Annotated in this window: 19 protein-coding genes; 8 read left to right on the forward strand and 11 right to left on the reverse strand. The window is 71.1% G+C overall.

Features of this window, described 5'->3' with window-relative positions; translation table 11 throughout:
- The first annotated feature begins 28 nt into the window (after positions 1-28).
- The 3 genes from IPN03_16805 (at position 29) to IPN03_16815 (ending at position 5,048) form a co-directional block, all read left to right on the forward strand.
- On the forward strand, positions 29-1,894 hold the full coding sequence (locus tag IPN03_16805) for a hypothetical protein (protein MBK9375333.1): 1,866 nt from the start codon (positions 29-31) through the stop codon (positions 1,892-1,894).
- On the forward strand, positions 1,891-4,347 hold the full coding sequence (locus IPN03_16810; protein MBK9375334.1) for a DUF1343 domain-containing protein: 2,457 nt from the start codon (positions 1,891-1,893) through the stop codon (positions 4,345-4,347). Before IPN03_16805 ends, IPN03_16810 begins: the two co-directional genes overlap by 4 nt.
- A gap of 89 nt (positions 4,348-4,436) precedes the next feature.
- Positions 4,437-5,048: a hypothetical protein gene (locus tag IPN03_16815; GenBank protein MBK9375335.1), complete on the forward strand. Its 612-nt coding sequence runs from the start codon at positions 4,437-4,439 to the stop codon at positions 5,046-5,048.
- A 74-nt stretch (positions 5,049-5,122) separates the two neighbouring features.
- On the opposite strand, the gene IPN03_16820 is transcribed toward IPN03_16815, so the two are convergent.
- Complete coding sequence (locus IPN03_16820) at positions 5,123-6,904, reverse strand: sodium-dependent transporter (GenBank protein ID MBK9375336.1); 1,782 nt, start codon at positions 6,902-6,904, stop codon at positions 5,123-5,125.
- 113 nt (positions 6,905-7,017) lie between these two features.
- On the opposite strand from IPN03_16820, the gene IPN03_16825 reads away from it, so the two are divergent.
- A complete protein-coding gene (locus IPN03_16825; protein MBK9375337.1) occupies positions 7,018-7,788 on the forward strand; it encodes a carbon-nitrogen family hydrolase in 771 nt (256 codons plus the stop codon).
- Here IPN03_16825 and IPN03_16830 read toward each other — a convergent pair.
- A complete protein-coding gene (locus IPN03_16830; GenBank protein ID MBK9375338.1) occupies positions 7,776-9,767 on the reverse strand; it encodes a hypothetical protein in 1,992 nt (663 codons plus the stop codon). The genes IPN03_16825 and IPN03_16830 overlap by 13 nt on opposite strands.
- A gap of 5 nt (positions 9,768-9,772) precedes the next feature.
- Complete coding sequence (locus tag IPN03_16835) at positions 9,773-10,252, reverse strand: PTS sugar transporter subunit IIA (protein ID MBK9375339.1); 480 nt, start codon at positions 10,250-10,252, stop codon at positions 9,773-9,775.
- Positions 10,253-10,340: 88 nt separating this feature from the next.
- Here IPN03_16835 and IPN03_16840 point away from each other — a divergent pair, with 88 nt between their 5' ends.
- Positions 10,341-12,110 carry a Na+:solute symporter gene (locus IPN03_16840; GenBank protein ID MBK9375340.1) on the forward strand — a complete coding sequence of 590 codons (1,770 nt, stop codon included), beginning with the start codon at positions 10,341-10,343 and terminating at the stop codon, positions 12,108-12,110.
- Here IPN03_16840 and IPN03_16845 read toward each other — a convergent pair.
- From IPN03_16845 to IPN03_16855, 3 genes are read right to left on the reverse strand one after another with little or no spacing between them, the layout of a single operon-like run.
- Positions 12,100-12,777, reverse strand: coding sequence for an SdpI family protein (locus IPN03_16845; GenBank protein MBK9375341.1), 678 nt, complete (start codon positions 12,775-12,777; stop codon positions 12,100-12,102). The two genes, IPN03_16840 and IPN03_16845, sit on opposite strands and share 11 nt — an antisense overlap.
- Positions 12,764-13,054 carry a winged helix-turn-helix transcriptional regulator gene (locus tag IPN03_16850; GenBank protein MBK9375342.1) on the reverse strand — a complete coding sequence of 97 codons (291 nt, stop codon included), beginning with the start codon at positions 13,052-13,054 and terminating at the stop codon, positions 12,764-12,766. Before IPN03_16850 ends, IPN03_16845 begins: the two co-directional genes overlap by 14 nt.
- Positions 13,051-14,409 carry an alpha/beta fold hydrolase gene (locus IPN03_16855; GenBank protein ID MBK9375343.1) on the reverse strand — a complete coding sequence of 453 codons (1,359 nt, stop codon included), beginning with the start codon at positions 14,407-14,409 and terminating at the stop codon, positions 13,051-13,053. The genes IPN03_16850 and IPN03_16855 overlap by 4 nt, the downstream gene beginning before the upstream one ends.
- A 119-nt stretch (positions 14,410-14,528) precedes the next feature.
- On the opposite strand from IPN03_16855, the gene IPN03_16860 reads away from it, so the two are divergent.
- Entirely contained in the window at positions 14,529-14,915 is a 387-nt protein-coding gene (locus IPN03_16860) for a hypothetical protein (GenBank protein MBK9375344.1), read from the forward strand.
- A gap of 7 nt (positions 14,916-14,922) precedes the next feature.
- On the opposite strand, the gene IPN03_16865 is transcribed toward IPN03_16860, so the two are convergent.
- The 5 genes from IPN03_16865 to IPN03_16885 form a co-directional block, all read right to left on the reverse strand.
- Positions 14,923-17,571 carry a PQQ-dependent sugar dehydrogenase gene (locus IPN03_16865; protein ID MBK9375345.1) on the reverse strand — a complete coding sequence of 883 codons (2,649 nt, stop codon included), beginning with the start codon at positions 17,569-17,571 and terminating at the stop codon, positions 14,923-14,925.
- Positions 17,572-17,674: 103 nt separating this feature from the next.
- Positions 17,675-18,586 (reverse strand): NAD(+)/NADH kinase, encoded by a 912-nt coding sequence (locus IPN03_16870; GenBank protein MBK9375346.1) that lies wholly within the window; start codon positions 18,584-18,586, stop codon positions 17,675-17,677.
- The gene (ruvB, locus tag IPN03_16875; GenBank protein ID MBK9375347.1) at positions 18,583-19,611 is read right to left on the reverse strand and encodes a Holliday junction branch migration DNA helicase RuvB; all 1,029 of its coding nucleotides are present in this window, start codon (positions 19,609-19,611) and stop codon (positions 18,583-18,585) included. Before ruvB ends, IPN03_16870 begins: the two co-directional genes overlap by 4 nt.
- Positions 19,612-19,627: 16 nt before the next feature.
- On the reverse strand, positions 19,628-20,233 hold the full coding sequence (gene ruvA / locus IPN03_16880) for a Holliday junction branch migration protein RuvA (protein ID MBK9375348.1): 606 nt from the start codon (positions 20,231-20,233) through the stop codon (positions 19,628-19,630).
- A gap of 7 nt (positions 20,234-20,240) precedes the next feature.
- Positions 20,241-22,193 (reverse strand): SurA N-terminal domain-containing protein, encoded by a 1,953-nt coding sequence (locus tag IPN03_16885; GenBank protein MBK9375349.1) that lies wholly within the window; start codon positions 22,191-22,193, stop codon positions 20,241-20,243.
- Between the two features lie 137 nt (positions 22,194-22,330).
- Here IPN03_16885 and IPN03_16890 point away from each other — a divergent pair, with 137 nt between their 5' ends.
- Both IPN03_16890 and IPN03_16895 read left to right on the forward strand, forming a co-directional pair.
- A complete protein-coding gene (locus IPN03_16890) occupies positions 22,331-23,785 on the forward strand; it encodes a hypothetical protein (GenBank protein ID MBK9375350.1) in 1,455 nt (484 codons plus the stop codon).
- A gap of 44 nt (positions 23,786-23,829) precedes the next feature.
- Positions 23,830-24,855, forward strand: coding sequence for a rod shape-determining protein (locus tag IPN03_16895; protein MBK9375351.1), 1,026 nt, complete (start codon positions 23,830-23,832; stop codon positions 24,853-24,855).
- Positions 24,856-24,857: the final 2 nt, after the last annotated feature.

The raw sequence follows: 24,857 nt of genomic DNA on the forward strand, positions 1-24,857 counted from the left end.
CGGCCGGCGGCCCTATGATTCGGCCGCCGTGACGCACGAACTCGGAAACCTCGCAGCGGGCCGCCGGATCTCCGGCGGCCCTCTTCTTCTCTCCCTCTCCCTTTCCGCCATCCTCGCCGCCTGCACCGCCGCCCGGCCCGCGGCCGGACCGGCTCGGGTCGCTTCCGCCGAGTCCGCTCTCCCGGGCCGCGCCCCGTCCGTCGCCTCGCTTTCCCTTCGCGAGAAGGCGGGGCAGGTCGTCATGGTCGGCTCCCGCGGCGTCTACCGCGCGGAGGACGACCCGGAATACCTCGACCTCGCGCGGCTCGTCTCCGAAGACGGAATTGGCGGCGTCATCTGGTTCGCCTCGACCCCGCTCGAGACGGCCGACCTGAACCACCGCCTGGCAGCGAAGGCGAAGGTGCCGCTCCTCGTCGCGGCCGACCTCGAGGCGGGCCCCGGAATGCGCTTCCCCGACCTCGTCTTCGGCCCCTCGGCGATGGCCGTCGCCGCGGCGGGAGACCTCGACCTCGCCACGCGTCGCGCCCGGGGGACGGCCGAGGCGGCGCGCGCCCTCGGGATCCACGTCGTCTTCGCCCCGGTCGCCGACGTGAACAACAATCCCGACAACCCCGTCATCAACGTGCGGAGCTTCGGCGAGGAGCCGGTCGCAGTCGGCCGCTTCGTCGCGGCGACCGTGAAGGGGCTGCAGGAAGGCGGCGTCCTCGCGACGCTCAAGCATTTCCCCGGGCACGGCGACACCGCCACCGATTCGCACCGCTCCCTCCCCGTTCTCGCCTTCGACCGCGCGCGGCTCGACGCGGTCGAGCTCGTCCCGTTCCGGGCCGGCCTCGACGCCGGAGCCCGAAGCGTCATGACCGCGCACCTGTCCGTTCCGGGCCTCGACGCGACGCCGGTCCCCGTCCTTCAGAACCCGCCGCGCACGCACGACTTCACCGAGGACGTCACCGAGGTCGAGAAGGAGGGGACCCTGCCGGCGACCCTCTCTCCCGTCATCACGTCGAAGCTCCTGCGCGAGGAGATGCGCTTCGACGGCCTCGTCTTCACCGATTCGATGTCGATGGGAGGCGTCGTCGCGCACTTCGAGACCGGCGAGGCCGCCGTGCGCGTCCTCGAGGCCGGCGGCGACGTCGTCCTGATGCCCTCCGACGCGAAGGTCGCCATCGGCGCGATCGTCGCCGCGGTGGCGAGCGGCCGCCTCCCCGAGGCCCGGCTCGACCAGTCGGTCGCGCGCGTGCTCGCAGAGAAGGAGCGGCTCGGGCTCTTCCGCGAGCGGAGCATTCCTCTCCAGGAGATCCCCGCCCGGGCGGGCACCCGCGCCCAGAGGGCAACGGAGGAGGAGGTCGCCCGACGCGGCCTGACGCTCGTCCGCGAGGCCCAGGGGGCCCTTCCCCTCCGCTCCGGCACGAAGCTCCTCGCGCTCGCCATCCACGACGACCGGGCCTCCGTGGCGATCGACACGACGTTCCAGTCCGAGCTGAAGAAGAGGGCCGCAGCGGTCGACTACGTCCGCCTCGACCCGACCTCCTGCGCGGGAGAAGGGGCCGCCCTCGCCGGGAAGGCCGTAGCAGCAGATGCCATCCTGGTCGGCCTCTTCGTGAGGCCCCGCTCCGGTCGGGGGACGCTCGAGATCCCGGCGGAGGGGAAGGCGGCTGTTGCCGCTCTCCTCGCCTCCGGCAGGCCGGTCATCGCCGTCTCGTTCGGGAGCCCGTACCTCCTGCGCGACGTGCCGGCGCTCCCGACGTACCTCTGCGGCTACGGCCCCCAGGCCCTCGTCCAGTCGGCGGCCGTCCGCGCGCTCTACGGAGAGGAGGCCATCGAAGGAAGGCTCCCGGTGACGATCCCCGGCGTCGCCCCGCGAGGGACCGGGCTGCGGAAGGAGGCGGTCAAGTGAGGACCCCCGCTCGCACCTCCCACGCACGATCCGGTGCCACTCGGTGTCCGTTCCATCTCCTGCTCCCGGTCCTTTTCGCGAGCGTCGCGACGCCCGCCGCCCCGCCGCCGCTCGAGACCGTCGGTCCCGAGTCCGTCGGTCTCTCGACGGCGCGCCTCGCGCGCGTCGACGACGTCATCGCCCGGGCGATCGCGAGGAAGGAGATCCCGGGCGCCGTCGTCCTCGTGGGCCGGCACGGAAAGGTCGCCTTCCGGAAGGCCTACGGCCATCGCGCACTCGCGCCCTCGGCCGAACCGATGAGCGTCGACACCGCGTTCGACCTCGCATCGCTCACGAAGCCCGTCGCGACCGCCAGCGCGGTGATGACGCTCGTCGAGGAGGGCCGGGTCCGTCTCGAGGACGCGGTCGTGGCGCACCTCCCGGCCTTCGGTACCGGAGGCGGCGAGCGCGAGAGGGTGACCGTGGAGCAGCTCCTCACGCACCGTGGCGGCCTCGTCGCCGACGACCCGATGGACCTCTACCTGGGAACGCCCGCCGAGATCTTCGCGAAGAAGCACCAGCGTCGTCTCCTGAGCTCCCCGGGAAGCCGGTTCCTCTACTCCGACGCGGGATACGAGACCCTCGGCGAGCTGGTCCGCTCGGTGACGGGCGAGACGCTCGACGTCTACGCGCGGCGGACGGTCTTCGAACCGCTCGGGATGGCCGAGACGGAGTTCCGCCCCGCCGGCGTAGGCGGGAGGCTTCCCATCGCACGGATCGCGCCGACCGAGAAGCAGGACGGCGCTTTTCTCCGCGGCGAGGTTCACGATCCCCGCGCCCGGGCCCTCGGCGGCGTGGCGGGACATGCGGGCCTCTTCGGCACCGCCGACGATCTCGCCCGCTTCGCCCGGGCTCTCCTCGGCGACGGTGGCGGCTGGCTCTCGCCGGCCGGCGTCGCCGCGATGACGCGCGTACGGGACTTCGGGGACGGCGACCTGCGCGCGCTCGGCTGGGACGTCGAGACGCACTACTCCACGAGCCGGGGCGACCTGTTCCCCCTCGGTTCCTTCGGACACACCGGCTGGACCGGGACGTCGATGTGGCTCGACCCGGCGACGGACACGTTCGTCGTCGTCCTGACGGCCCGAAACCATCCCGACGGAGCAGGCAACGCGATTCCGCTCCGGTCGCGGCTCGCGAGCGTCGTGGCCGCCGCCGTCAGCGACGCCTCCCCCGACGCCCTCCGCCTCGCCTCCGAGCGGATCTCGCACCTGGCGGCCCGCCCCGCCGTCCCGGTGATCCGCGAGAAGGGGCCCGCACCCGCCCTCCCGTTCGACGTCCGTCCCGGCGCCGACGTCCTCGAGACCTCCGCCTTCGCAGCGCTGAAGGGAAAGCGCGTCGCCCTCCTGACGAACCCCACCGGCGTCACGCGCGACGGGAGATCGACCGCGTCGCTCCTCCTCTCGGAGAAGGCGAAAGCCGCCGGCGTGAAGCTCGTCCGCCTCTTCTCCCCGGAGCACGGCCTCGCCGCGGCCCTCGACGAAAAGGTCGCCGACACCGTCGACGCGGCGACCGGGCTGACCGTCGTCTCCCTCTACGGGGAGAAGCGGCGCCCTTCCCCGAGGGACCTCGAGGGGCTCGACGCCGTCGTCGTCGACCTGCAGGACGCCGGCGTCCGCTTCTACACCTACCTCACGTCGATGGCCTGGGTGATGGAGGAGTGCGCGAGGGCGAAGGTCGCCGTCGTCGTCCTCGACCGTCCGAACCCCGTCGGGGGCCACGCCGTCGAGGGCCCGCCCGCGGACCCGGACCGGCTCTCCTTCACGGCCGTCCACACGATCCCGATCCGGACCGGCATGACCATCGGCGAGCTCGCCCGCATGCTGAACGAAGAGCGGAAGATCGACGTTCCGCTCACCGTCGTCGCCCTCAAGGGCTGGAATCGGGCTCTCTGGTACGACGAGACGGGGCTGCCGTGGGTCAACCCGTCGCCGAACCTGCGCTCGGTCACGCAGGCGGCGCTCTACCCGGGCGTCGCGCTCCTCGAGACCACGAACGTCTCCGTCGGGCGCGGCACCGACGCCCCGTTCGAGCTTCTCGGCGCCCCCTGGATCGACGCCGAGCGCCTCTCGCGGACGTTGAACGTGAGGAACATACCGGGCGTGCGGTTCGCGCCGGTGGCTTTCGTTCCGGCCTCGTCGAAGTACGCCGGGGAGCCCTGCCGGGGAATCCGGATGACCGTGACCGACCGCGACGCCCTTCGACCGGTGACGCTCGGTCTCGAGATCGCGACCGCGCTTCGCGACCTGCAGGGCGCCGCCTGGAAGCGGGACCGATTCGGAGAGCTCCTCGCCAGCGCCGCCGCGGTCGCCCGGTTCGAGCGGGGCGACTCGGCGGCACAGATCGTCTCGGGCTGGGCCGCCGGACAGATGGAGTTCGAGCGGCGACGGGCCCGGTTCCTGATCTACGAGTGAGCCGCCGCGGGAAGTGACGCTGACCGGCCCCGTTCTGGTAAAACGAGGCTGCGGCTTCCCGCCCGAATCCGCTCGAGGAGGATGACCCGATGGCCGAAACCCGCCCCGCCGCCGGACGAGCCCGCAGCAAGGAAGAGGAGTATTTCCTCCGGGCCGAGGCCGAGCTGCTCGAGAAAGTCCGCTCCCGCGTCGCGAAGGAGGCCGAGCGCCGCGCCCTGGGCGAGTACCACGGGGTCCAGGACGAGGAGCTCCTGAAGGCCTTCGAGGAGGCCGGCTACGACCGCGAGACCGTGCAGATCCTCCACCTCGTCCCGATCATCCAGGTCGCCTGGGTCGACGGCGAGATCTCGAAGGCCGAGCGGGAGGAGATCCTGCGGATCGCGGCGGCCCGGAACGTGGTCGAAGGGACCCCCGTCCACGCGAAGCTCGTCTCGTGGCTCGAGACGCCGCCCCCCCCGCAGTTCTTCGAAAGGACGATGGAGATCATCCAGCGGCTCCTGGAGCTCTTCCCGGACGAGAAACGCGCGTCGCTCACGAGTGACGTGATGACCGCATCGTTCGCCGTCGCCTCCGCCTCCGGCGGCTTTCTCGGCTTCGGAAGCAAGGTCTCCGCCGACGAGAAGTACCTCATCGAGAAATTCGCCGCGGACTTCGAGAAGGCCCACAAGGCCGCCCTCGAGAAGGCCGAGAAGAAAGGCTGAACCGGGGGCTGCAGCATCTCCAGGCGCGGGGGGCCGGGCCCGTGGAGGCCCGGGTCCCGGGATCCTGCAGCCTGTTACGCGTCCTTGAAGGGAATGTCCGGCCCGTCGTCCGTCTCCGGCGGCATCGGATTCGCGAGGACCTTCCAGAAGAAGCGAACGGTGAAGAAGAGGATGACCGACCAGGTCACCCCGAGCATGGCCCACGCGGCTCCCGTCACGAGGCCCTCCTTTCCTTCCTGCGGAACGCCACGAAGACGAGGACCGAGCAGGCCCCGAAGACGAGGGTGAGGAGGATCCGGCTCAGGTCCTTCACCATCCTCGACGTCACCTCTCCGTTCGGACCGTGCCAGCCCCCCGGCGTCCCCGACGTGCGTCAGCTTGCCGAGGACGCTTCCGGGCGAGAGCGGCCATCCCTGTCCGTCGAACAGGCCGCTCACCGCAGCCTTCCACTCCCCGCCCTCGGGCTGGACGAGCGCGCCGAAGAAGACGACCGCGAGGAAGAGCGGCGTCACGTAGGGAATGATGTACCGGTAGATCACCGGGACCTTCATGTCCGCCCCGCGCGTGATCTCCTCCCACCCCTTCTTCATCCCGAAGATCCAGGCGAAGACGATCACCTCGAGGAGAGCGAAGACGACCAGGGAGAAGGTGCCCGTCCAGAAGTCGAACTCGTCGAACGAGCCGCCCGGGTAGAGCCAGACGCACCACATTCCCAGGACGAACGTGCACCCGGCGAAGAGGAGCGCGCCCTTCGAGCGCGCGGTCCCGAACTCGTCGGCGAAGAAGGAAAGGATCGGCTGCCCCATCGCGAGGGACGAGGTGATCCCGGCGAAGAAGAGGAGCCCGAACCACATCGCCCCGGCCACCGGCGCAAACCAGCCCCAGTTGTTGAAGAGGGTCGGCAGGGTGAGGAAGCCGAGCGCGAAACCGCTCCCCCCGCTCGTCGCGCTCTGGACGGCCGCGAGACCGAGGTAGGCCGTCGCGATCGGGATCAGCAGCGTCCCGCCCAGGATGACCTCGACGAACTCGTTCATCCACCCCGCGCTCGCCGCGTTCAGAGCGACGTCCCGGTTCTTCCGGACGTAGGAGGCGTAGCAGTGGATCGACCCCATGCCCACGGAGAGCGTGAAGAAGATCTGCCCGGCCGCCGCGAGCCAGACGTTGAAGTCCCCGAGGCCCGAGAGGTCGGGGTTCCAGACGAAGTTGAGCCCCTTGAACGGGCTCTCGACGACGCCGGCGTCGCCCGGTCCGAGGGACAGGCCGCGGACGGCGAGGATGATGCCGAAGACGATGAGGAGCGGAACCCCGATCTTCGCCGCGAGCTCGATCCCCTTGGCGAGGCCCCTGGAGAGGATCCAGCCGTTGAGCGCGAGCGTCACCACGAAGAAGAACGTCGCCTCGGGCGGCAGCGACGTGATCGAGCCCGCGTGCTGGCCGAGGTACGCGGGGAAGAACTCCGTCGGCGGCGTCGCCTTGAACGTCCCCTTCAGCGAGTGCCAGACGTAGGCGAGCGTCCACGACTCGATGTAGCAGTAGTACGCCGCCAGCGTCAGGTTCGTGAAGAGGCCGAAGACACCGATGTATTTCAGGAACCGGCTCTTCCCCATCCGGTCGAGGATTCCGGGGGCCGAGTGGTGGCCGAACTGCCCCCCGTAGCGCCCCATCGCCCACTCCACCCAGAGGAGCGGGATCCCCATCAGGACGAACGCGACGAGGTACGGGATGAGGAAGGCCCCGCCGCCGTTCTGCGCCGCCTGCGCCGGAAAGCGCAGGAAGTTCCCGAGCCCCACGGCGTTGCCCGCCATCGCCAGGACGAGACCCGCCCGCGACGCCCACTGTTCCTTTTGTGCCGTCATCGGCTCCCCCTCTGCCCGCGGCGGCAGGGTAGCCGCGGCCGGGAGGGCACGTCAACGCGAGATGCATGACGGAAACGCACGAAAGACCCGTCCGCCGAGCGAGAATCGGCGCGATGAAAGTCGCCCTGGTCCAGCAGGACATCGCGTGGGAGGACGTCCCGGCCAACCACGCCCGGGCCGCGCGCCTCCTCGGGCAGGCCGCCTCCCTCGGCGCGCGCCTCGCGATCCTCCCCGAGATGTTCGCGACCGGCTTCTCGATGGACGGCGGGAGAGTCGCCGAATCCGAGGAGGGGCCCACGGAGACCTTCCTGCGGGAGCAGGCGGCCGCTCTCGGCCTCCACCTCCTGGCCGGGGTCGCCGAGGTGGCCGTGCCTCTGCCGGCCAACCGCGCACTCCTCGTCTCTCCGGACGGCGGCGTCAGGCGCTACACCAAGATCCACCCCTTCTCCTTCGCCGGAGAGGAAAAAGCCATGCGGAGCGGCGAGTGCGTCGTGACGTGGGACGTCGAAGGGCTCCGCGTCACGCCCCTCGTCTGCTACGACCTCCGCTTCCCGGAGCCGTTCCGCCTCGCGGCGGACGATACCGACCTGTTCGCGGTGATCGCGAACTGGCCCGAGCGGCGGCGCCACCACTGGAGCCTCCTGCTGCGCGCCCGGGCCGTCGAGAACCTCGCGTACGTCGCCGGGGTGAACCGCGTCGGCGAGGGGGGCGACCTGCGATACCTCGGCGATTCGGCCCTCGTCGGCCCGTGGGGCGAGACGATCCTCTCGGCCGCCGAGCAGGAGACGGTCCTCGTCGCCGACGTCTCTCCCGGAGCGGTCGCCGACGCGCGCCGGAGGTTCCCCGTCCTGGCGGACCGCAGGCCCGCGAGCTACCGGCGCTGAATCCGGCGCCGCGCACGGGGCAGCGCGACGAGCGCCGCCGAGAGCACCGCCAGGAGGAGCCCGAGCCGGAACGACCCGGGCCTGTAGGCGACCTCGACCTGCGACCGTCCCGAGGGCACGGCGACTTCCTGTCGCCGTCCCGGGCCGCCGCCGATCGGAACGCGCTTCCCGTCGACCCGCGCCTCCCAGCCCGGGTACCCGGCGTTGGCGAGGACGAGCGTGCCTCCCGAAGGCGCCGTCACCTCGAGGAGCCACCGCGTCGGCATCCGCTCGAGGACGCGCGTCTCCCCCGCATCGCGGCCGTCCCGCTCGACGCGCGCGCGCGGCCTCACCCTCCGGTTCTCCAGGAGCCTCCCCTCGGGTCCCGAGGCGAGCTCGACGAGATCGAGGCCGAGCTTCTCGTTCAGCGTGCGGGCGGAGAAGGTGAACTGCGGGTGGAGGAGGAGGTACTTCACGTTCCAGGCATCGAGCTCGCGGCCGCCCGGAAGAAGGTCCCACGGCGCGACCACGTCCGTCTGGGTCGGGACGCCACGAAAGCGCCCGACCTTCTCGCGCTCGGTCCGGAAGGCTTTCAGCGCGAGGGCGTCGTAGCCCCGGAGGTCGTCGAGGCCGAGGGACGTCGCCGTGTTCGCCGGGAGGTACGTGTGGAGCGGCAGTATCCGGAAGACGCCCGGATCCGCCGCGAGGCGCTCCAGAAGCGGCGTGGAGAGGCGGCGCGTTGCGGCCGGCGCGACGGCGTGGACGTTCCTGGCGGCGGAGAGCAGCTCCGCCCCGCAACCGGCTGCGATGCCGAACGCGACCGCCGCACCGAGGGACGGACGCCGGGCCCTTCGCAGCAGCTCGTCGAGGCCGCGCGCTGCCAGGAGCGCCGCCGGGATCGGCAGGAGGAGGAGCGTCCGGCTCCAGCGGACCGGCGTCCGCTCGACCAGGAGCCGCGACAGCGGGCTGTCGTAGGCGGCCAGGAGAAGGAGCGCCCCGGAGAGGACGAAGACCTGCGTGACACGCTCCCTCCGGCCGGCGAACGCCCCGATCGCGGCGAGCGGCAGGAGCGCGAGCGAGAGGTACGCCGCGCCCTCGATCGGGTGAGAGCCCTCCGCCCGGGGAAGGACGAAGCGCACGAGGTCGCGCAGGGGGAGCGGGGCGATGTGACGGTCCTCGCCGGCCCAGGCGGCGCTCAGCAGGAGGTACTCGAGGAACGGGAGGAGGAACCAGGCCGAGAGCCCGGCCCCCAGGACGGCGCCGGCGACGGGCCGCGCGGCGGCGCGCGCCGAGGGCGCCTCCGCGGCGAGGACGAGCGCCGCGAGGAGGGAGGCCATCAGCGCCGTCTCGTGGTGGCCGCCGCCGAGGACGAGCGCGGTCGCCGCCGCCACGATGGCGAGGCTCCGCGGTGAATGAACGAGGGCCGCGCGCCGGACCGCCAGGAGGAGCCAGGGGATCCCGGCCGCCGTCAGGGTCTGGGGATGTTCCAGCCATGCCACGAATGGTCCGGAGAGCCCGCAGACGGACGCCGCGAGGAGCGCTGCGGCGCGCGACCTCCCGTGGTCCCTCGCGAGCGCCCACCCGCCGGCCGCCGAGACGAGAATCCGGAGGAGCAGCGAGAGGTTCCAGCCGGGGAACAGCGGCAGGGCGAGGGCCGGCCACGCGAGGGGCGAGGAGAGGCCGCAGATCCCGTTGCCGAGCAGCGGCTGACCGCCCTCCTGGTGCGGGTTCCAGAGCGGAAGCCGCCCCTGGCCCAGCTCGCGGCGCGAGAGCTCGATCCACGGCACGAACTGCCAGACGGGATCCGTCAGCGCCGCGGGTGCCGGAGCCAGGCTCGGCCGCCCGAGGGACGGGGACCAGGGCCAGAAGTGCCCCCGCAGCGCATCCGACAGGACGAGTCCGCGGTGCATCCCGAGCGCGGCGCCGACGAGGGTCCCCACGACGAGGAGCGTCGCCGCAGCGGCGGCGGCCCGGACCGTGCGCCCCCGGGCATCGCCCATTCCCGCTAGCGCTCGCGGCGGCGGATCGCCTCGAGGAGGCCGGCCGGGTCCTTCGCGTCGAGGAGGTCCGCGACGGTCTCCTCCTGCCGCAGGAGTCGCGCGACCTGGGCGAGGAACTGGAGGTGCTCGACGGTCGCCGACGCCGGCGAGGCGAAGGCGAGGACGATCCGGATGCCGGCGTGGCCCGAGTCGAAGACGCCTGAAGCGTTGGCGCCGAGCGCGCCGACGATCCGGCCGAGGCCGCCGACGCGCGCGTGGGGCAACGCCACCGCCCCGAACGACGTCGAGCCCGCTCCTTCGCGGTTTCGGATCCCCTCGAGCGCCGCGTCGGCCGCCTCCGGGGAGAACCCTTCCGCGAGGAGAACGGGCCGGAGGAGGCGGTCCACCGCGTCTTCCGGGCTCGGTGCCCGGAATCCGGCCTCTACCTTCCCACGCGCCAGAATCGTCGAGAGCCGGGTCTCGACCGACAGCTCCCGCATCGACACGCAGGATCCTCCACGTCGAGCATGATCCTTCCGCCGCTCGGGAGAGGCAAGTGGAAACACCTCGTTCCCGCTAACATCCCCGGCTGCCATGAGCCTGACGCTTCTCGACTGGGGAATCGTCCTCGCCTACTTCGCGCTGTCGATCGGGATCGGCCTCACGTTCACGAAGAAGGGCGGCGAATCGCTCGAGGAGTACTTCGTCGCAGGCCGCTCGGTGCCGTGGTGGCTCGCGGGCTCCGCGATGATCGCCACGACCTTCGCGGCCGACACGCCGCTCGTCGTGACCGGTCTCGTCGCCAGCCATGGTGTCGCCGGGAACTGGCTCTGGTGGAACATGGTCCTGAGCGGGACGCTCACCGTGTTCCTCTACGCCCGCCTGTGGCGCAGGGCGCGCGTCATGACGGACGTCGAGTTCGCCGAGATCCGCTACGCGGGCCGGCCGGCGAGCTTCCTGCGCGGCTTCCGCGCGATCTACCTCGCCCTCCCGATCAATCTGATCATCATGGGCTGGGTGACGCTCGCGATGGTGAAGATCCTCGGCATCGCGCTCGGAGTCTCCCCGATCTGGGCGGTCGGCATCTGTTTCGTCGTCACCGTCGCCTACTCGGCGGCCGCCGGGATGCGGGCGGTCCTCTGGACCGACCTCGTCCAGCTCGGCATCATGATGACGGCGGTCATCGTCCTCGCCGTCTACGCCGTCGACGCCGTCGGCGGGATGGGCGCCATGAAGACCGGGGTCGCCGCACACTTCGGCTCGCTCGACGCGGCGCTCTCGGTCGTTCCGCCCGCCGGCTCCCCCTGGATGCCGGCGATCGCCCTCTTCACCTTTCTCGCCGTCCAGTGGTGGGCGGCGTGGTACCCGGGGGCGGAGCCGGGCGGCGGCGGGTACGTCGCCCAGCGGATCTTTTCGGCGAGGACGGAGCGCGACGGGGTCCTCGCGACGCTCTTCTTCAACATCGGTCACTACGCCTTCCGTCCCTGGCCCTGGATCATCACTGGCCTCTGCACCGTCCTGCTCTACCCGGGCGGGGTCGAGATCGCCGGAAAGAAGGACGTCGAGGCGGCCTACGTCCAGGCGATGGTCGACCTCCTCCCATCGGGCTGGAGGGGGTTCCTCCTCGCCGGCTTCGCGGCGGCCTACATGTCGACGATCGGCACGCACCTGAACTGGGGGGCGAGCTACCTCGTCAACGACGTCTACAAGCGCTTCCTGAGGAAGGACGCGACCGAGAAGCACTACGTCCTCGCCGCGCGCCTGACGACGGTCCTCCTCTTTCTCGCCTCGATCGTCGTGACGCTGAATCTCGGGACGATCGCGGAAGCGTGGCTGTTCCTTCTGGCGCTCGGGAGCGGGACGGGCCTCGTCCTCATCCTCCGCTGGTACTGGTGGCGGATCAACGCCTGGAGCGAGATCTCGGCGATGGCCGCCTCGCTGGTGGTCTCGCTCTGCGCGATGTGGTGGTTCAAACGCCCCGGCGCCGTGACGGCGGGGCCGGGAGCGGACTTCGAGGCGCAGGCCAGGACGATGCTCGTCACCGTCGTCGTCTCGACCATCGTCTGGGTCGCGGTGACGTTCCTGACGAAGCCGGAGCCCGACGAGAAGCTCCGCTCGTTCTACGAGCGGGTCCGCCCCGGCGGCCCGGGCTGGGTCCGCGTCTCGACGGCGATGGGCCTCGGGCGCGAGAGCATCCCCGGCGGCGCGCTCTCCTTCGCGAACTGGGGCCTCGCGGTCGTTCTCGTCTACGCGGCGCTCTTCGGGATCGGCAAGCTCGTCCTCGGCGCCGCCGCGGAAGGCTTCGGCCTCCTCGTCCTCGCGGCCACCTGCTTCGGCCTCGTCATGCGGAACCTCAGGACGTGAGTCTCCGGTAGACGACGAACGAGTAGACGACCGGCACGAGGATCATCGCGGCGAGCGGAGCGGCGTAGAGGGCCTCGCCCGCCACCCCGGGAACGAAGGCGGCGAACAGCTGAACGATGCCCCCCGCCACCCAGATCGGCGCCGCGAGGCGATGCGTCCGGGTCCAGACCTCCTCGCTGGCGATCGTCCAGGGCGTCCGGATGCCGACGAACCAATTGTGCCGGAGCTTTCCCATGCTGTTGCCGAGGATGACGAAGACCACGGCGAGGATCGCGCGCCCCCCTTGCCCCGGGTCGAGCGGGACGCCGAGCTGGCTGAGGGCGACCAGGACCTGGAGCCCGACGACAAGCAGAGGAACGAGCCAGCGGAAGAGCTTCAGCGTCGCGGGGAAGCGGGGGTAGTTCTTTCGGAGCGGATCCGCGAGCGGCAGGAACAGAAGAACCGCCCAGAGGCTGAACGCGAGGGCCGGCAGGAGGAGGGCGTTCTGCCAGGCCGGCCCGAAGCGGTCGGCCTCTCCCGCGAGGTTCCAGTGGACCGGGACCTTCTCCGGCAGGCGCGGGAGCACCCACAGTCCGAACGCGAGATCGGCAAGGAGGATCGCCAGCAGCGGCGCGTCTCCTTTCAGGAGCGCGCGGTCGACGCGGTAGGCCGGTTCAGGAGCGTTCATGACTCTTCTTCTTCCGTTCCGTCATGCCGAGGAGGAACCGAAGCGCCTCCTGGAAGACCGTCGTATCGAGCGAGTAGACGATGTTCTGGCCACGCCTCACGTCCTGGACGAGGCGCGCCTGCTTCAGGAGCGAGAGGTGGTGCGAGATCGAGGGCTTCGTCATGTCGAACCGCTCAGCGATCTCGCCCGCATTCAGGTCGCCCTCGCGGAGGTACTCCAGTATTCGCCGCCGCGTCGGGTCGGCAAGCGCCTTGAAGACGAGGCCCGGGTCGCTCACGGGCGTCGCCGCCCCCTGAGCCCCTGCGTCCAGTCCGCAATCGCCTTCACGACGTCCTCGGAAACGTGTCCCGGGCGCTCGTACTCCGCGGGCGTCGACGGGCCCTCCCCCTCGACGAGGAGGTGGTTCAGCTTCGGGAAGACGCGGAGCGATGCGAGAGGGGCGCCGTCGAGGGCGGTCTTCCACCCGTCGAAGTCGCGGACCGTCACCTGGTAGTCGCGCCCCCCCTGCAGCACGAGGACCGGGATTCCCAGCTTCTTCACCGTCGCCGCCGGGTCGTAGGCCGCGAGCTCGAGCCAGTAAGCCGCCGGAGCGCCCAGGAAGAGAGTCCCCGGGGAGGGTGGCTTCGCCGGGTCGATCGACCGGACTTTCGCCATCTCGGCTTTCAGCGCGTCGGCCTGCGCCTTCGTTGCCGCGCCGACGGAAACGAGGTAGTCGACCTGCTCCGACGCCAGGACGTCGAGCGGACGCGTGTTTCCGGCGAGGATCACGAGCCCGGCCAGGACCGGGTCGTCAGCGGCGATCCGGGGTGCCAGCATCCCGCCGAGGCTGTGCCCGAGGACCGCCACCCTCTTCCCGTCCACCTCCGGCTGCGCGCGCAGGAGCGCGATCGCCGCGAGCGCATCGTCGACGACCTCCTCCCTCACCGTGACCGGATGGTTCTGCATCCGCGCCCCGTGCGCCTTCGTCCGCTTCTCGTAGCGCAGGACGACGACGCCCCGGGCCGCGAGACCGCCTGCGAGGTCCCGGAAGACCTTCGTCCCTCCGACGCTCTCGTCGCGGTCGTGCGGGCCCGAGCCGTGGACGAGGACCAGGGCCGGGGACAGGCCGCTCTGCTCCGCGGGGAGCGTCAGCGTTCCGGGGAGCGCCCACGCGCCGCTGCCCACCGTCACCTCGCGCTCACGGACCCGGGCCGGGTCGGCGTAGGGCGCCGGGCTCCAGTCGGCGGGCGGGGGTCCCGGCATGACGCGGAGCCCGGCGAGCCGCCCCTCGGCGTCGAAGTACATCCGGAGCCAGACGACGGCGATCTCGAAGGTCGCCGGGACCCACGCGTTCTCCACGCCCTCTTCTGCCTTCACGACCGGCGTCCCGAGAGACTTCAGGACCCCGAGCTGGGCCGGGAGGGAGTCCCAGAACTCGCGGAGCTTCGCCGCCGGAAGCGCGGCCGCCATCTGCGGCGAGAAGCGGGCGGCGACGGCGTCGAGGTCCCCTTTCCCGAAGAAGGCCGTCACCTCGCGTGCGAGCTCGCCGGTGCGGGTGGCGGGGGGCTGCGGCGCCGACGCGGGAGGGGTCGCAGGCGACGGGGACGTGGCGAGCAGAAGAAAAAGCGAGAAGACCGGACCGGCCGACCTCATGAAGCCTCCAGAATTTCGATAGTTAGGTAATCATCTAACTAAAGGTTGGGACTCGCGGGCCTCGCCGTCAAGGGTGGGTATGATGACCGGGCTCCCAGCTCTCTCCGAGGAGGCCGACCGTGCTCAAGTGGGTTCAGTGCGTCCGCCGCCGCCCCGAGCTGACCGTCGTGGAGTTCCGCCGCCAGTGGGTGGAGTACAGCGAGCAGATCGTCGCCCTGGGTGCCGAGCTCGGAGCCGTCCGGGTCGAGGTGAGCGCCGCTCTCGCCGTCGGCGCGAACGCCGAGTGGCAGCTCAGTCGCGGCTCGGCCGCTCCCTTCGACGGCCTTGCCGAGGTGCACTTCTCCGGGAGCGCCCCGGAGTTCATAGAGGCGCTCGGGCAGCCCGGGCCGAAGGCGCGCGTCGACCGGCTCCTGCGCCTGCAGGAGGACTTCGTCGACATCCCCCACTCCTGCTTCTTCCTCGCGTCGCAGGACGTGGAGGCCTCCTTCACGCTCGGCGAAACCTGAGGTCTCGCTACTCGGCCGCTTCCATCGGAACGAAGCTGCCGTCGTCCGTCCCGGACCCGCCCGGCACCGGACCGTCGTTGACGACCGCGTACGCGACGAAGCGGTCGCTCCCCGAAACGCGGAAGACCCTCACGTATCCCTCGCGCAGCGCGAACTCGCGCAGGACGCGATCCACCTGGACCCACTCGCCCGGTTCGAGAACGACGTCGCGCGACGTCCCGACCTTCCTGCCGGCCGTCCCCTCGAAGGCCTCGTAGCGCAGCGTCACCGTGCCCCCGTCCGCATCGGCGTTCAGGAGCGCGAGGTTGGTCCTCACGGCGTCGTCCTGCCGCAGGCCGAAGAGCCACGCCTCGCGCCACGCGGCCTCGTCCACGCCCGCGCCGGGCGTGAAGAGCCCGTAGGCGCCGCCCCCCGGGGCCGGCGACGCCGTCCTCGCCCCGGCGTACCCCTGAACCGGACGTCCCGAGGCCCCCTCGAACGTCACGAAGAGCGCCCCGGCGTACGAGCCGCCCCGGCCTCCGATCGGAAGCCCCCTCAACCGAAGACGATCCACGATGGCCGGGAGGATCTTCTGTTCCCCCGGGGCGAGGATCTCGGCCGCCGTGAACCGGCGCGGCGAGGGGGTAGCGAGCGACTCGACCCAGAGGAGGCGGGCCGTGACGGGCGCGTCTCCGGGGTTCGCCAGGACGAGCTCGCTCTGAAAGGCGGGCGTCTCGACGACGACGGGAACGACCTGGGTCGCGACGGAGCGCACCGGTGGCACGGGCGCGACGTAAGAGCCGTCGCTCGTGCCGTTGTCGTTGAAGACCGCGTAGGCCCAGAACGGCCCGGGCCCCGACAGCCGCTCGACCACCGCCCAGCCGCTGGAGAAGCCGGCGCGGACCAGGACCGCATCGAGCTGGACCCACTCGCCCGGCTCGAGGACCACCGTCTCCGGCAGGACGAACGTCCGGCCGGCGGAGTGGAGCGAGACGCGCAGGTACGTCGTCCCGGCGACGGCTCCCGAGAGGAGCGCGAGATTCGTCCGGTCGGACGGCGTCTCCCGGAGGCCGTAGAGGACGGCCTTCTCGGACACGAGGTCCTGTGCGCGGGGCGCGGGGGTGGCGAGCCCCGCGCGACCGGTCCCGGAAGGAGTCGTCGTCCGCGCGAGAGCGACGCCGTCCGAGGCGGAGACCAGGCCCGTGAGCTCGACCCGCAGCGTCCCGCCCTGGGAGCCCTGCGACGCTTCGGGAATCGCGAGCCCCTTCGAACGGAGCCACGCGAGGGCGTCGGGCCAGCTCTTCTGCTGGCCGCGGCCGATCAGCTCCGACACCGTCCCGCCGCCGGCCCCGCCGAAGCGCCGGGCCGGCGTGTAGGTCGCGCGGATCGTGGCGGTGCTCGCGCCGCGGTTCGCGACGACGAGCTCGGTCGCGAACCGCGACCCCTCCTGGCCGGTCGCGTCGAGGACGATCGGGACGATGCGCATTGCCGACGGCGTCGTCGTCGTCAGCCGGAAGACCTCTCCACCGGCCGAGTCGGTGACGTACACGTCGCCTCGCGGGTCCTCGCCGATGTCCGTCACGCTGCCGATCGAAAACCCACCCGCCGGAATCCACTCCGCCTTGTGGTTCCGCGCGTCGATCACCTCGTTGCCGAGCCGCCGGACGCTGAACAGCTCGCCCGAGCAGTAGTCGGCGAAGAGGTAGCGCCCCGCGATCTCGGGAACCGACGCCCCGCGCGCCACGACTCCACCCGTCACCGAGCAGCGCCGGGGATTCACGGTGTGCGCGTACTCGAGGATCGGGAGCGTCAGCGACGGCGTCAGGCAACCGGACGCGGGGTCGTAGCAGTGCGCTCCCTCCATCCGCCGCCAGCCGTAGTTCTCGCCTCCCGGGGACGCAGCGCTCTGCCAGTCGATCTCCTCCCACGCCCCCTGCCCCACGTCGCCGATCCAGAGGTCCCCGCTGGCCCGGTCGAACGAGAAGCGCCACGGGTTGCGCAGGCCCTTCGCCCAGATCTCGGGCAGGGGATTCGTCCGGCCCGCGAACGGGTTGTCGGCCGGGACGGCGTACTCCTTCCCCGCGTCCCGCCCGTCCACGTCGATGCGGAGGATCTTCCCGAGCCACGTGCCGTCGTTCTGCGCGAGGTTCTGCGGATCGCCGCCGCCCCCTCCATCGCCGAAACCGAGGTACAGGGTCCCGTCGATCGGGGAGAACGCGAGGTGGCCTCCGTTGTGGTTCGAGAAGGGCTGCGTCCGGCGCAGGAGAACCCTCTCGCTCCCGGGAGTGGCGAAATCGGGATTCGAGGAGACGACGAACTCGGACACGACGGTGTGGCCCTGCGGGTCGGTGTAGTTCACGTAGAACCGGCCGTTCCGGCGGTACTCCGGGTGAAACGCCAGGCCCAGGAGACCTCGCTCGCCGCCCGAGCTGATCCGCCCGGAGAGGTCGAGGAAGCTCCCGCCGAGAAGGACCCCGTCCTTCACGATCCGCACCCTGCCCCCCTGCTCGGCGACGAAGAGCCGCTGAAAGTCCCCCGCGGGCGCCGTGACGCGCAGCGGGTTCGAGAGGCCCGACGCGACGAGGACCGGCTCCACGCCGCCGATGGCGGAGAACGCCGGGAGAAGCGCCGCGCTGAACAGCACGCAAGACGAGCGAACGACCCGGAAGAGGCTCATGGCGCGATTCTGGGCTCGCCCCCGGATCGGGGCCAACCTTGTGACGGAGGTCACAAGCGACACCGGGCCACGCGACAGGTTGAGCGGGCGCGACGCGCGGCAGTCAGCGCGCGGAACCCGGCGGAACGAGGAAACGGACCCTTCCGCCGGCTGGTCCGACGGTGACGGGCGTCCTGCCGGCGCCCTCCCCATCGACCTGCACTTCCAGCTCGTACCCGGCGAGGGAGCGGGCGGTGAAGCTCTTCACCGGGAATCGCTCGACGCCCCTCACGTCGAGCTGCCGCGCCTTGCCGCCGGGAAGGAGACGGTAGAACTGGAGGAGGTCGATGCGTCTTTCGGACGTGAACAGGACGAGGTCGAGGAGGTCGTCACCCGGGTCGGCGAACGGCGAGAGGATCGCGTCGCCGGCGTACTTGCTCGTGTTCGCCGCGACGACGAACGTCGCGCGGCGGGTGAAGGGAGCGCCGTCGGCGCGCAGGCCCGTCACCTCGATCGTCGGGAACTCGTAGCGGCACCACTCCCACGTCGCCGTCAGCGAGAACCCGACCCGCCCGAAAAGGCGCTTGAGCGTCGGGTTGACGTTCGCCATGACGCGCGCGTCGAAGCCGACGCCGGTGCAGATGAGCGACGTCCGGCCCGCCGTGGGCCAGGTCGTCAGCGTCCGGGTCTGGGTCGAGGTCAGGAACTGGGCCGCTTCCTCCGGGCTCTTCCCGAGGCCGAGCTCCCGGGCGACGACGTTCGTCGTCCCCGCGGGGAGGATCGCCAGCGGAACGTCGCTCCCCACGAGCGCGCTCGCCGCCTCGGCGATGGTCCCGTCGCCGCCGGCGACGGCGACGAGGTCCGGCCCGTCCGCGAGCCTGTCGGAGACGAGCTGGGTGGCGTGGCCGGGCCTCTCCGTTGCGAGGAGGGAGAGAACGACGCCGCGGCTCCGGGCGCCGTCCGCGAGGGCCGCCATCTGCGCGGTCCGGTCGCGTCCTCCCGCCGCCGGGTTGTAGACGAGGAGGCCGCGCCTCACGCCGGACCGTCGAAGAGCGGCCCCGCGGCCGACCGGGGAGGCAGGCCGAGGTGCCGGTACGCGAGCGCGGTCGCGACGCGCCCCTTCGGGGTCCGCGACAGGAAGCCGGACTGCAGGAGGAACGGCTCGTAGAGATCTTCGAGCGTCCCCTTGTCCTCGCCGAGCGAGTGCGCGAGGGCCGACAGGCCCACCGGGCCGCCGCCGAAACGGTCGACGATCGTCCCGAGGATCCGGCGGTCCAGCTCGTCGAGGCCGAAGTGGTCGACCTCCAGCCGGTCGAGCGACGACCGCGCCCCCGCGGCCGAGATCCGGCTCTCTCCCGCCACCTCGACGAAGTCGCGGACGCGCCTGAGGAGCCGGTTCGCGATGCGTGGTGTCCCGCGGCTGCGCCGCGCGATCTCGCCGGCGCCGTCCTCGTCGATCGGGCAGCCGAGGATCTCGGCGGACCTGAGGACGATCGTCTTCAGCGACGCCGTGTCGTAGTAGTCGAGCCGGTGCGTGATGCCGAACCGCGCGGTGAGCGGCGTCGAGAGGAGCCCCGCGCGCGTCGTCGCTCCGACGAGCGTGAAGGGCTGCAGCCGCAGCTCCACCGTTCGCGCGGCGGGTCCGGTGCCGATGACGAGGTCCAGCTTTCCGTCCTCGAGCGCGGGGTAGAGGATCTCCTCGACGGCGGCGGGAATGCGGTGGATCTCGTCGATGAAGAGGACGTCGCCCGGCCCGAGGTTCGTCAGGATCGCGGCGAGGTCCCCGGCCTTCTCGAGGACCGGCCCCGCCGTCACCCGGACCTGGGCGCCCATCTCGCGCGCGATGATGTGCGCCAGTGTCGTCTTCCCCAGGCCCGGGGGACCGAAGAGGAGGACGTGGTCGAGCGGCTCGCGCCGACGCCGCGCCGCGGTGAGAAAGACGCCGAGCGTCTCCTTCAGCTTCGTCTGGCCGATGAAGTCGCCGAGGTCCGTCGGCCGCAGCGTTCGTTCCGGCTCGCGCTCTTCAGGCTCCGGGCTGCCCGCGAGGAGGCGTTCGTCCATCGTCGAGCCCTCCGGCTCACCGCGACAGGAGCCGCAGCGCCGCCGAGAGGAGCGCCGGGAGGTCCGTCGTGCCGGCCACGTCGCCCGCCGCCTTCACGGCCGCCTCCGCCTGCGGCTTGCGGTAGCCGAGGTTGACGAGGGCCCCGACGGCGTCGTCGAGAAGGCCGCCCAGGGCCGAGGGGACCCCGAAGGCCGTCGAGGAGGAAGACGAGGAGAGGATCCCCGAGACCTTGTCCTTCAGCTCCACCCCGAGCCGCTCCGCCAGCTTCTTGCCGACACCGGGGATCGTCGACAGACGCGCGACGTTCTGCGCGGCGATCGCACCGACGAGCTCGGGGAGCGGAAGCCCCGACAAGACCACGAGCGCCAGCCTCGGACCGATTCCCGAGACCGTGATGAGCCGCTCGAAGAGGGCCTTCTCCTCGGACGTGGCGAAACCGAAGAGGAGGAGGGCGTCCTCCCGTACGTGCGTGTGGACGTGGAGGCTGGCTCTCTCCCCGATATCGGGGAGAGAGGCAAACGTCCCGAGGGGAACGTGGAGCTCGTAGCCGACGCCCGAGGCGTCGACCACGGCCCTGTCGGGCCGCTTCTCCAGGACGATTCCCGAGAGGCGCCCGATCACGCTCCGGTCATGCCTGCCCGGAGAAGCGGGCCAGGAGCTCCTTGTTGACCTCGATGCGCGCCTCGGCCCGCAGCCGCTGGACGAGCGACTGGAAGAGCCGCCCGGCCTTCTGCTGGCGCAGGCGGTCGAGGGCCTCGCCCTTCTGCTTTGCGAAAGCGTCGGCGTCGAAAGGCGTGACCTCCAGGACCCGGAGGATCGCGGCGCCGCGATCGGCCACCCAGACCGGGCCCTTCGTCTCGCCGACGGCCGCGGAGAACGCGGCGTCCAGGAGAGCCTTGCCCGTCCCGAGGCCCGGCACGGGCCCCGCTTTCGGAAAAGCGTCGGGGGTCTCGACCCGCACACCCGCCGTCTTCGCGACATCCTCGAGCGAGGCTCCCGGGGTCATCGCCGCGCGCGCGGCGGCGAGGGCGGTCTCCTGCTGCTTGGTCTTCACGAGGTCGGCCTTCACGCGGGCCTTCACGTCGGCGAACGCCGCCGGCCCGGCCGCCTTCACCTCGACCGGCTTCAGGATCACCTCGCCGCGCGCCGTGGCGACGGGCTCGGAGACCTCGCCGACCGGCAGCTCGAAGAGAAGCTGCATGAAGCTCGGGTTCGGGCCGATGCCGGCTGGCGCGTCGGTGCGGGCGACGAGCTCGGTCTCGTTGAACGTCACGCCCGGCCGCGTCAGCTTCCTGAGGTCGTCGTCGGAGGGATTCTTGCCGAGCTTGCCGACCCGGTCGGCCAGCTCGCGCGCGAGGCGCCGGGCCTCGTCGCCCGCCCGATCCTCCTCGAGGCGACCGCGGATCGACGCGGAGACTTCGAAGAGCGGCTGGACGCGTTCGGCGCTCCGGCCGGTCACCTGGAGGACGTGAAATCCGAACGGCGACTTGACCGGGCCGACGACGTCGTCCTTCGCCGCGCCGAAGGCCGCGTCCTCGAACTCCTTGACCATCCGCCCGCGCGCAACGGCCCCCAGCTCGCCGCCGGAGTCCTTCGAGCCCGGATCCTCGGACTCGGCCTTCGCGAGGGCGGCGAAATCGGCGCCCCCCTTCAGGCGCTTCACGGCGGAGTCGGCCTTTGCCCTGGCGGCCGCGTCGGACGCCGGGGTTCCGTCCGCCTTGTAGAGGATGTGCCGAACGGTGACTTCCTCACCCTTCCTGTAGGTGTCGAGGCTCTTCGCGTATTCCGCCGCGACGTCGGCGTCCGTGACCTTCCGCGCCGCCTCGGCACGCAGCTGCGCGCTCTCCACGAGGAGGTACTTCGCCTTGCGCCGCTCGGGGAGCTGGTAGTCGGACGATCTCTTCTTGAAGTGGGCCTCTGCCTCGGCGTCCGGGATCGACTCCGGCGAGAGGGCGGGGGCCGGGACGAGGGCGTAGGCGATCTTCGCCTTCACCGTCCGCCCCTCGAAGTCGGCCTTCAGCTCGTCCTCGCCGACGAACGCGGACTCCGTGACGAACCGGTTCAGCTTCTCCATGAGCGCCTGCTCGCGCGTGTCGGCCTCGAAGCCCTCGGGGCTGAGGTTGGCGCCGGCGAGCATCCGCCGGTAGATCACCTCGCCGACGAAGACCCCGTCCTTCACGAAGAGGAGGTTCCCCTGCTGGTCCCTCATCTTCAGGATCCGGGCCGTGACCTCCGCGTCGGACACGGAGAGCCCGAGGCGCTCCGTCTCGCCCCGCAGGAGCCGCCTGTCCACGAGCGAGTTCAGCACCTGCGAGGGGAGATTGATGGCCCGCGCGAGCTCGGGGCTGAAGCTCTGCCCGTACATCTGCCGATACCGTTCCTCGGCCTGGACGTACTCCCGCCGGAACTCCACCTCGGTGATCTTCGACGAGCCGACCCTGGCTGCGAAGTCGACGTCGCTGCCACCGCCTCCCGCCGCCCCCATTCCCCAGTCCGCGAAGACGAAGATGACGAAGACGGCGATGACCGCCCACAGAACCCACTTGAGGTGCTTGAAATTTTCCCTGAAAGTCTTGAGCATTCCCTCTCCGACCGGGCGCCGGGCTCCCGACGCCGCAAGCGCTGGAGGATAGCGCGGGCCGACCGGCCCGACAAGGAGCGACCGGCACCGTGATATAAATGGAGCTTCGCCGGTAAGCGGCTGAAGACGCAAAGGTTATGGCTGCAAAGAAGGACGGGCGCCGGTTCGAGGTCGAGCTCGACTGGTACTACGTCTCCAAGGAGACCCTCTGGCGCTGGGTGCTGCTCCTCGTCGGGGCCGCGATTCTCGTGTCTGCAGGGATCTACTGGTGGCTCAACCGGGGCGACGACCTCGCGGGGCGCGCGACCCGCGAGATCGCGGCCGCAGACGAGCTCCTCGCCAAGGCCAGGACTTCGCCCGGCGCGATCCGCGCCCGGGAGGAGATCGCCGTAGCGGCCCAGAAGCTCGAGAACGCCCGCGCCTCCCACGCGGGCGCCCGCTACGCCGACGCGCTGAAGGAAGCGGTCGAGGCACGCCAGCTCGCCCTCAGGATCACCTCCGGCGCCGGGACGCTGCGGCACGACGCCGCCATCATGGAGCTCGGCGGACGCGTCGAGATCCAGCGCGCAAGCCGCGCCACATGGGAAGGGGCGCGCGTCGGGATGAAGCTCTACGAAGGGGACTTCCTGAAGACGGGCGCCAACGGCCTCGCCGAGGTCATGGCCGTCGACGGGACCTTCTACCGGATCAAGCCGGAAACCCTTTTCGAGGTCCACCGCGGCAAGACGTTCGCAGGGGCCGGCGAGGGGGAGCCGAAGAGGCAGTCCGAGATCAAGTTCATCGTCGGCACCGTCGACATCGACACGGGCGAGGGGTCCCGGTCCATCGTCCGGACCGACGCCGCCACGGCCGACATCGCCTCGCGATCGAACGTCGGGGTCGATGTCGACCCCTCCAAGGCGACGGGGGTCTCGACCTATCGCGGCCGGGTCACGCTCTCCACGGCGTCGGGCTCCGTCACCCTCGGCGACCGCGAACGCGTCGTCGCCAGCGCGGGTGGGCTGGGACCGAAGACGATCCTGCCCGACCCGCCCCGCCCGATCGCCCCTGACGACGCCGCCGTTTTCGACCTGAACCGCCCCCAGCCCCTCACACTCAAGTGGTCCCCGGTCCCGGGGGCCGCACGGTACAGGCTCCAGATCGCACGGAGCCGCCTCTACATCCCCGACTCGATCGTCATCGTCGACGATCGCCCGCGCCCGGAAGCGGTCGTGTCGGTGACCGAAGAGGGGGCGTTCTACTGGCGCGTCGCCACGCTCGGAAAGGGCAACGTCGTCTCCGAGTGGTCGCCGACGCGGCGGTTCAAGGTCCTCCGGGGCGGGCGAACGTCCGGCGGACCCGACAGCACCCCGCCCGAGCTCGTTCTCTCGCGCCCCCAGGTGAACGGCACGCTCGTCATCCTCTCGGGGCGCTCCGAGCCGGGTGCGGCGGTGTCGGTGAACGGCGAGCCGGCCGACGTCGACGCCTCCGGGACCTTCAAGAAAGTCATCTCCTTCGCGAACGAAGGGGTCAACGTCCTCACCGTGCGCGCCGTGGACGGCGCGGGAAACGAGACCCTCCGTCGAGAGACGGTGATGATCGAGATCTACTAGACCGCAACGCGCCTTCGGGCGCCCGGCCCGGAAAGGAACGTCCCTTGGGTTTCCGCTCACTCTTCTCCTGGTTCTCCTCGGACCTCGCCGTCGACCTCGGCACGGCCAACACCCTCGTCTTCGCCGAGGGGCGCGGAATCGTCGTCCGCGAACCGTCCATCGTCGCCGTCAATCGCGTCACCAACAGGGTCGAGGCGGTGGGGGGCGCGGCCAAGGACATGCTCGGCCGGACGCCCGGGAACATCGTCGCCATCCGCCCCATGAAGGACGGCGTCATCGCCGACTTCGAGATCACCGAGAAGATGCTCGACTACTTCATCAAGAAGGCGAACGGCCGCTCGCCTTTCGTGAGGCCGAGGATCGTCATCTCGGTCCCGTCGGACATCACGCAGGTCGAGAAGCGGGCCGTGAAGGACTCCGCCCTCCAGGCGGGCGCGAGCGAGGTCTTCATCATCGAGCAGGCCATGGCGGCCGCGATCGGCTCGGGCCTGCCGATCACCGAGCCGACCGGGAACATGATCGTCGACATCGGCGGCGGCACGACCGACGTCGCCGTCATCTCGCTGGCCGGCATCGTCTACTCGAAGTCGGTCCGCGTCGCGTCGAACGAGATGGACGAGGCGGTCATCCAGTACATCAAGAGGAAGTACAACCTCCTGATCGGCGAGCGGACCGCGGAGCAGATCAAGATCGAGATCGGCTCGGCCTTCCCGCTCGACGAGCCGCTCACGATGGAGATCAAGGGCCGCGACCTCGTCGAGGGGATCCCGAAGACCCTCACGCTGACCGACGCCGAGGTGCGCGAGGCGCTCGCCGAGACGGTCGGGACCATCGTCAACGCCGTCCGCGTCGCACTCGAGAAGACGCCCCCCGAGCTCTCGGCCGACATCATGGACAAGGGGATCGTCCTCACGGGCGGCGGCTCGCTCCTGAAGAACCTCGACCGCCGCCTGCGCGAGGAGACCGGCCTCCCGATCACGATCGCCGAGCTGCCGCTCGACTCGGTTGCGCTCGGGACCGGAGCGATGCTGGCGGACGTCGACCTGCTCCGGAAGATCTCGGTCGACTGAGG

The sequence above is a fragment of the Holophagales bacterium genome, assembly GCA_016719485.1.
Classification (GTDB): domain Bacteria; phylum Acidobacteriota; class Thermoanaerobaculia; order UBA5066; family UBA5066; genus UBA5066.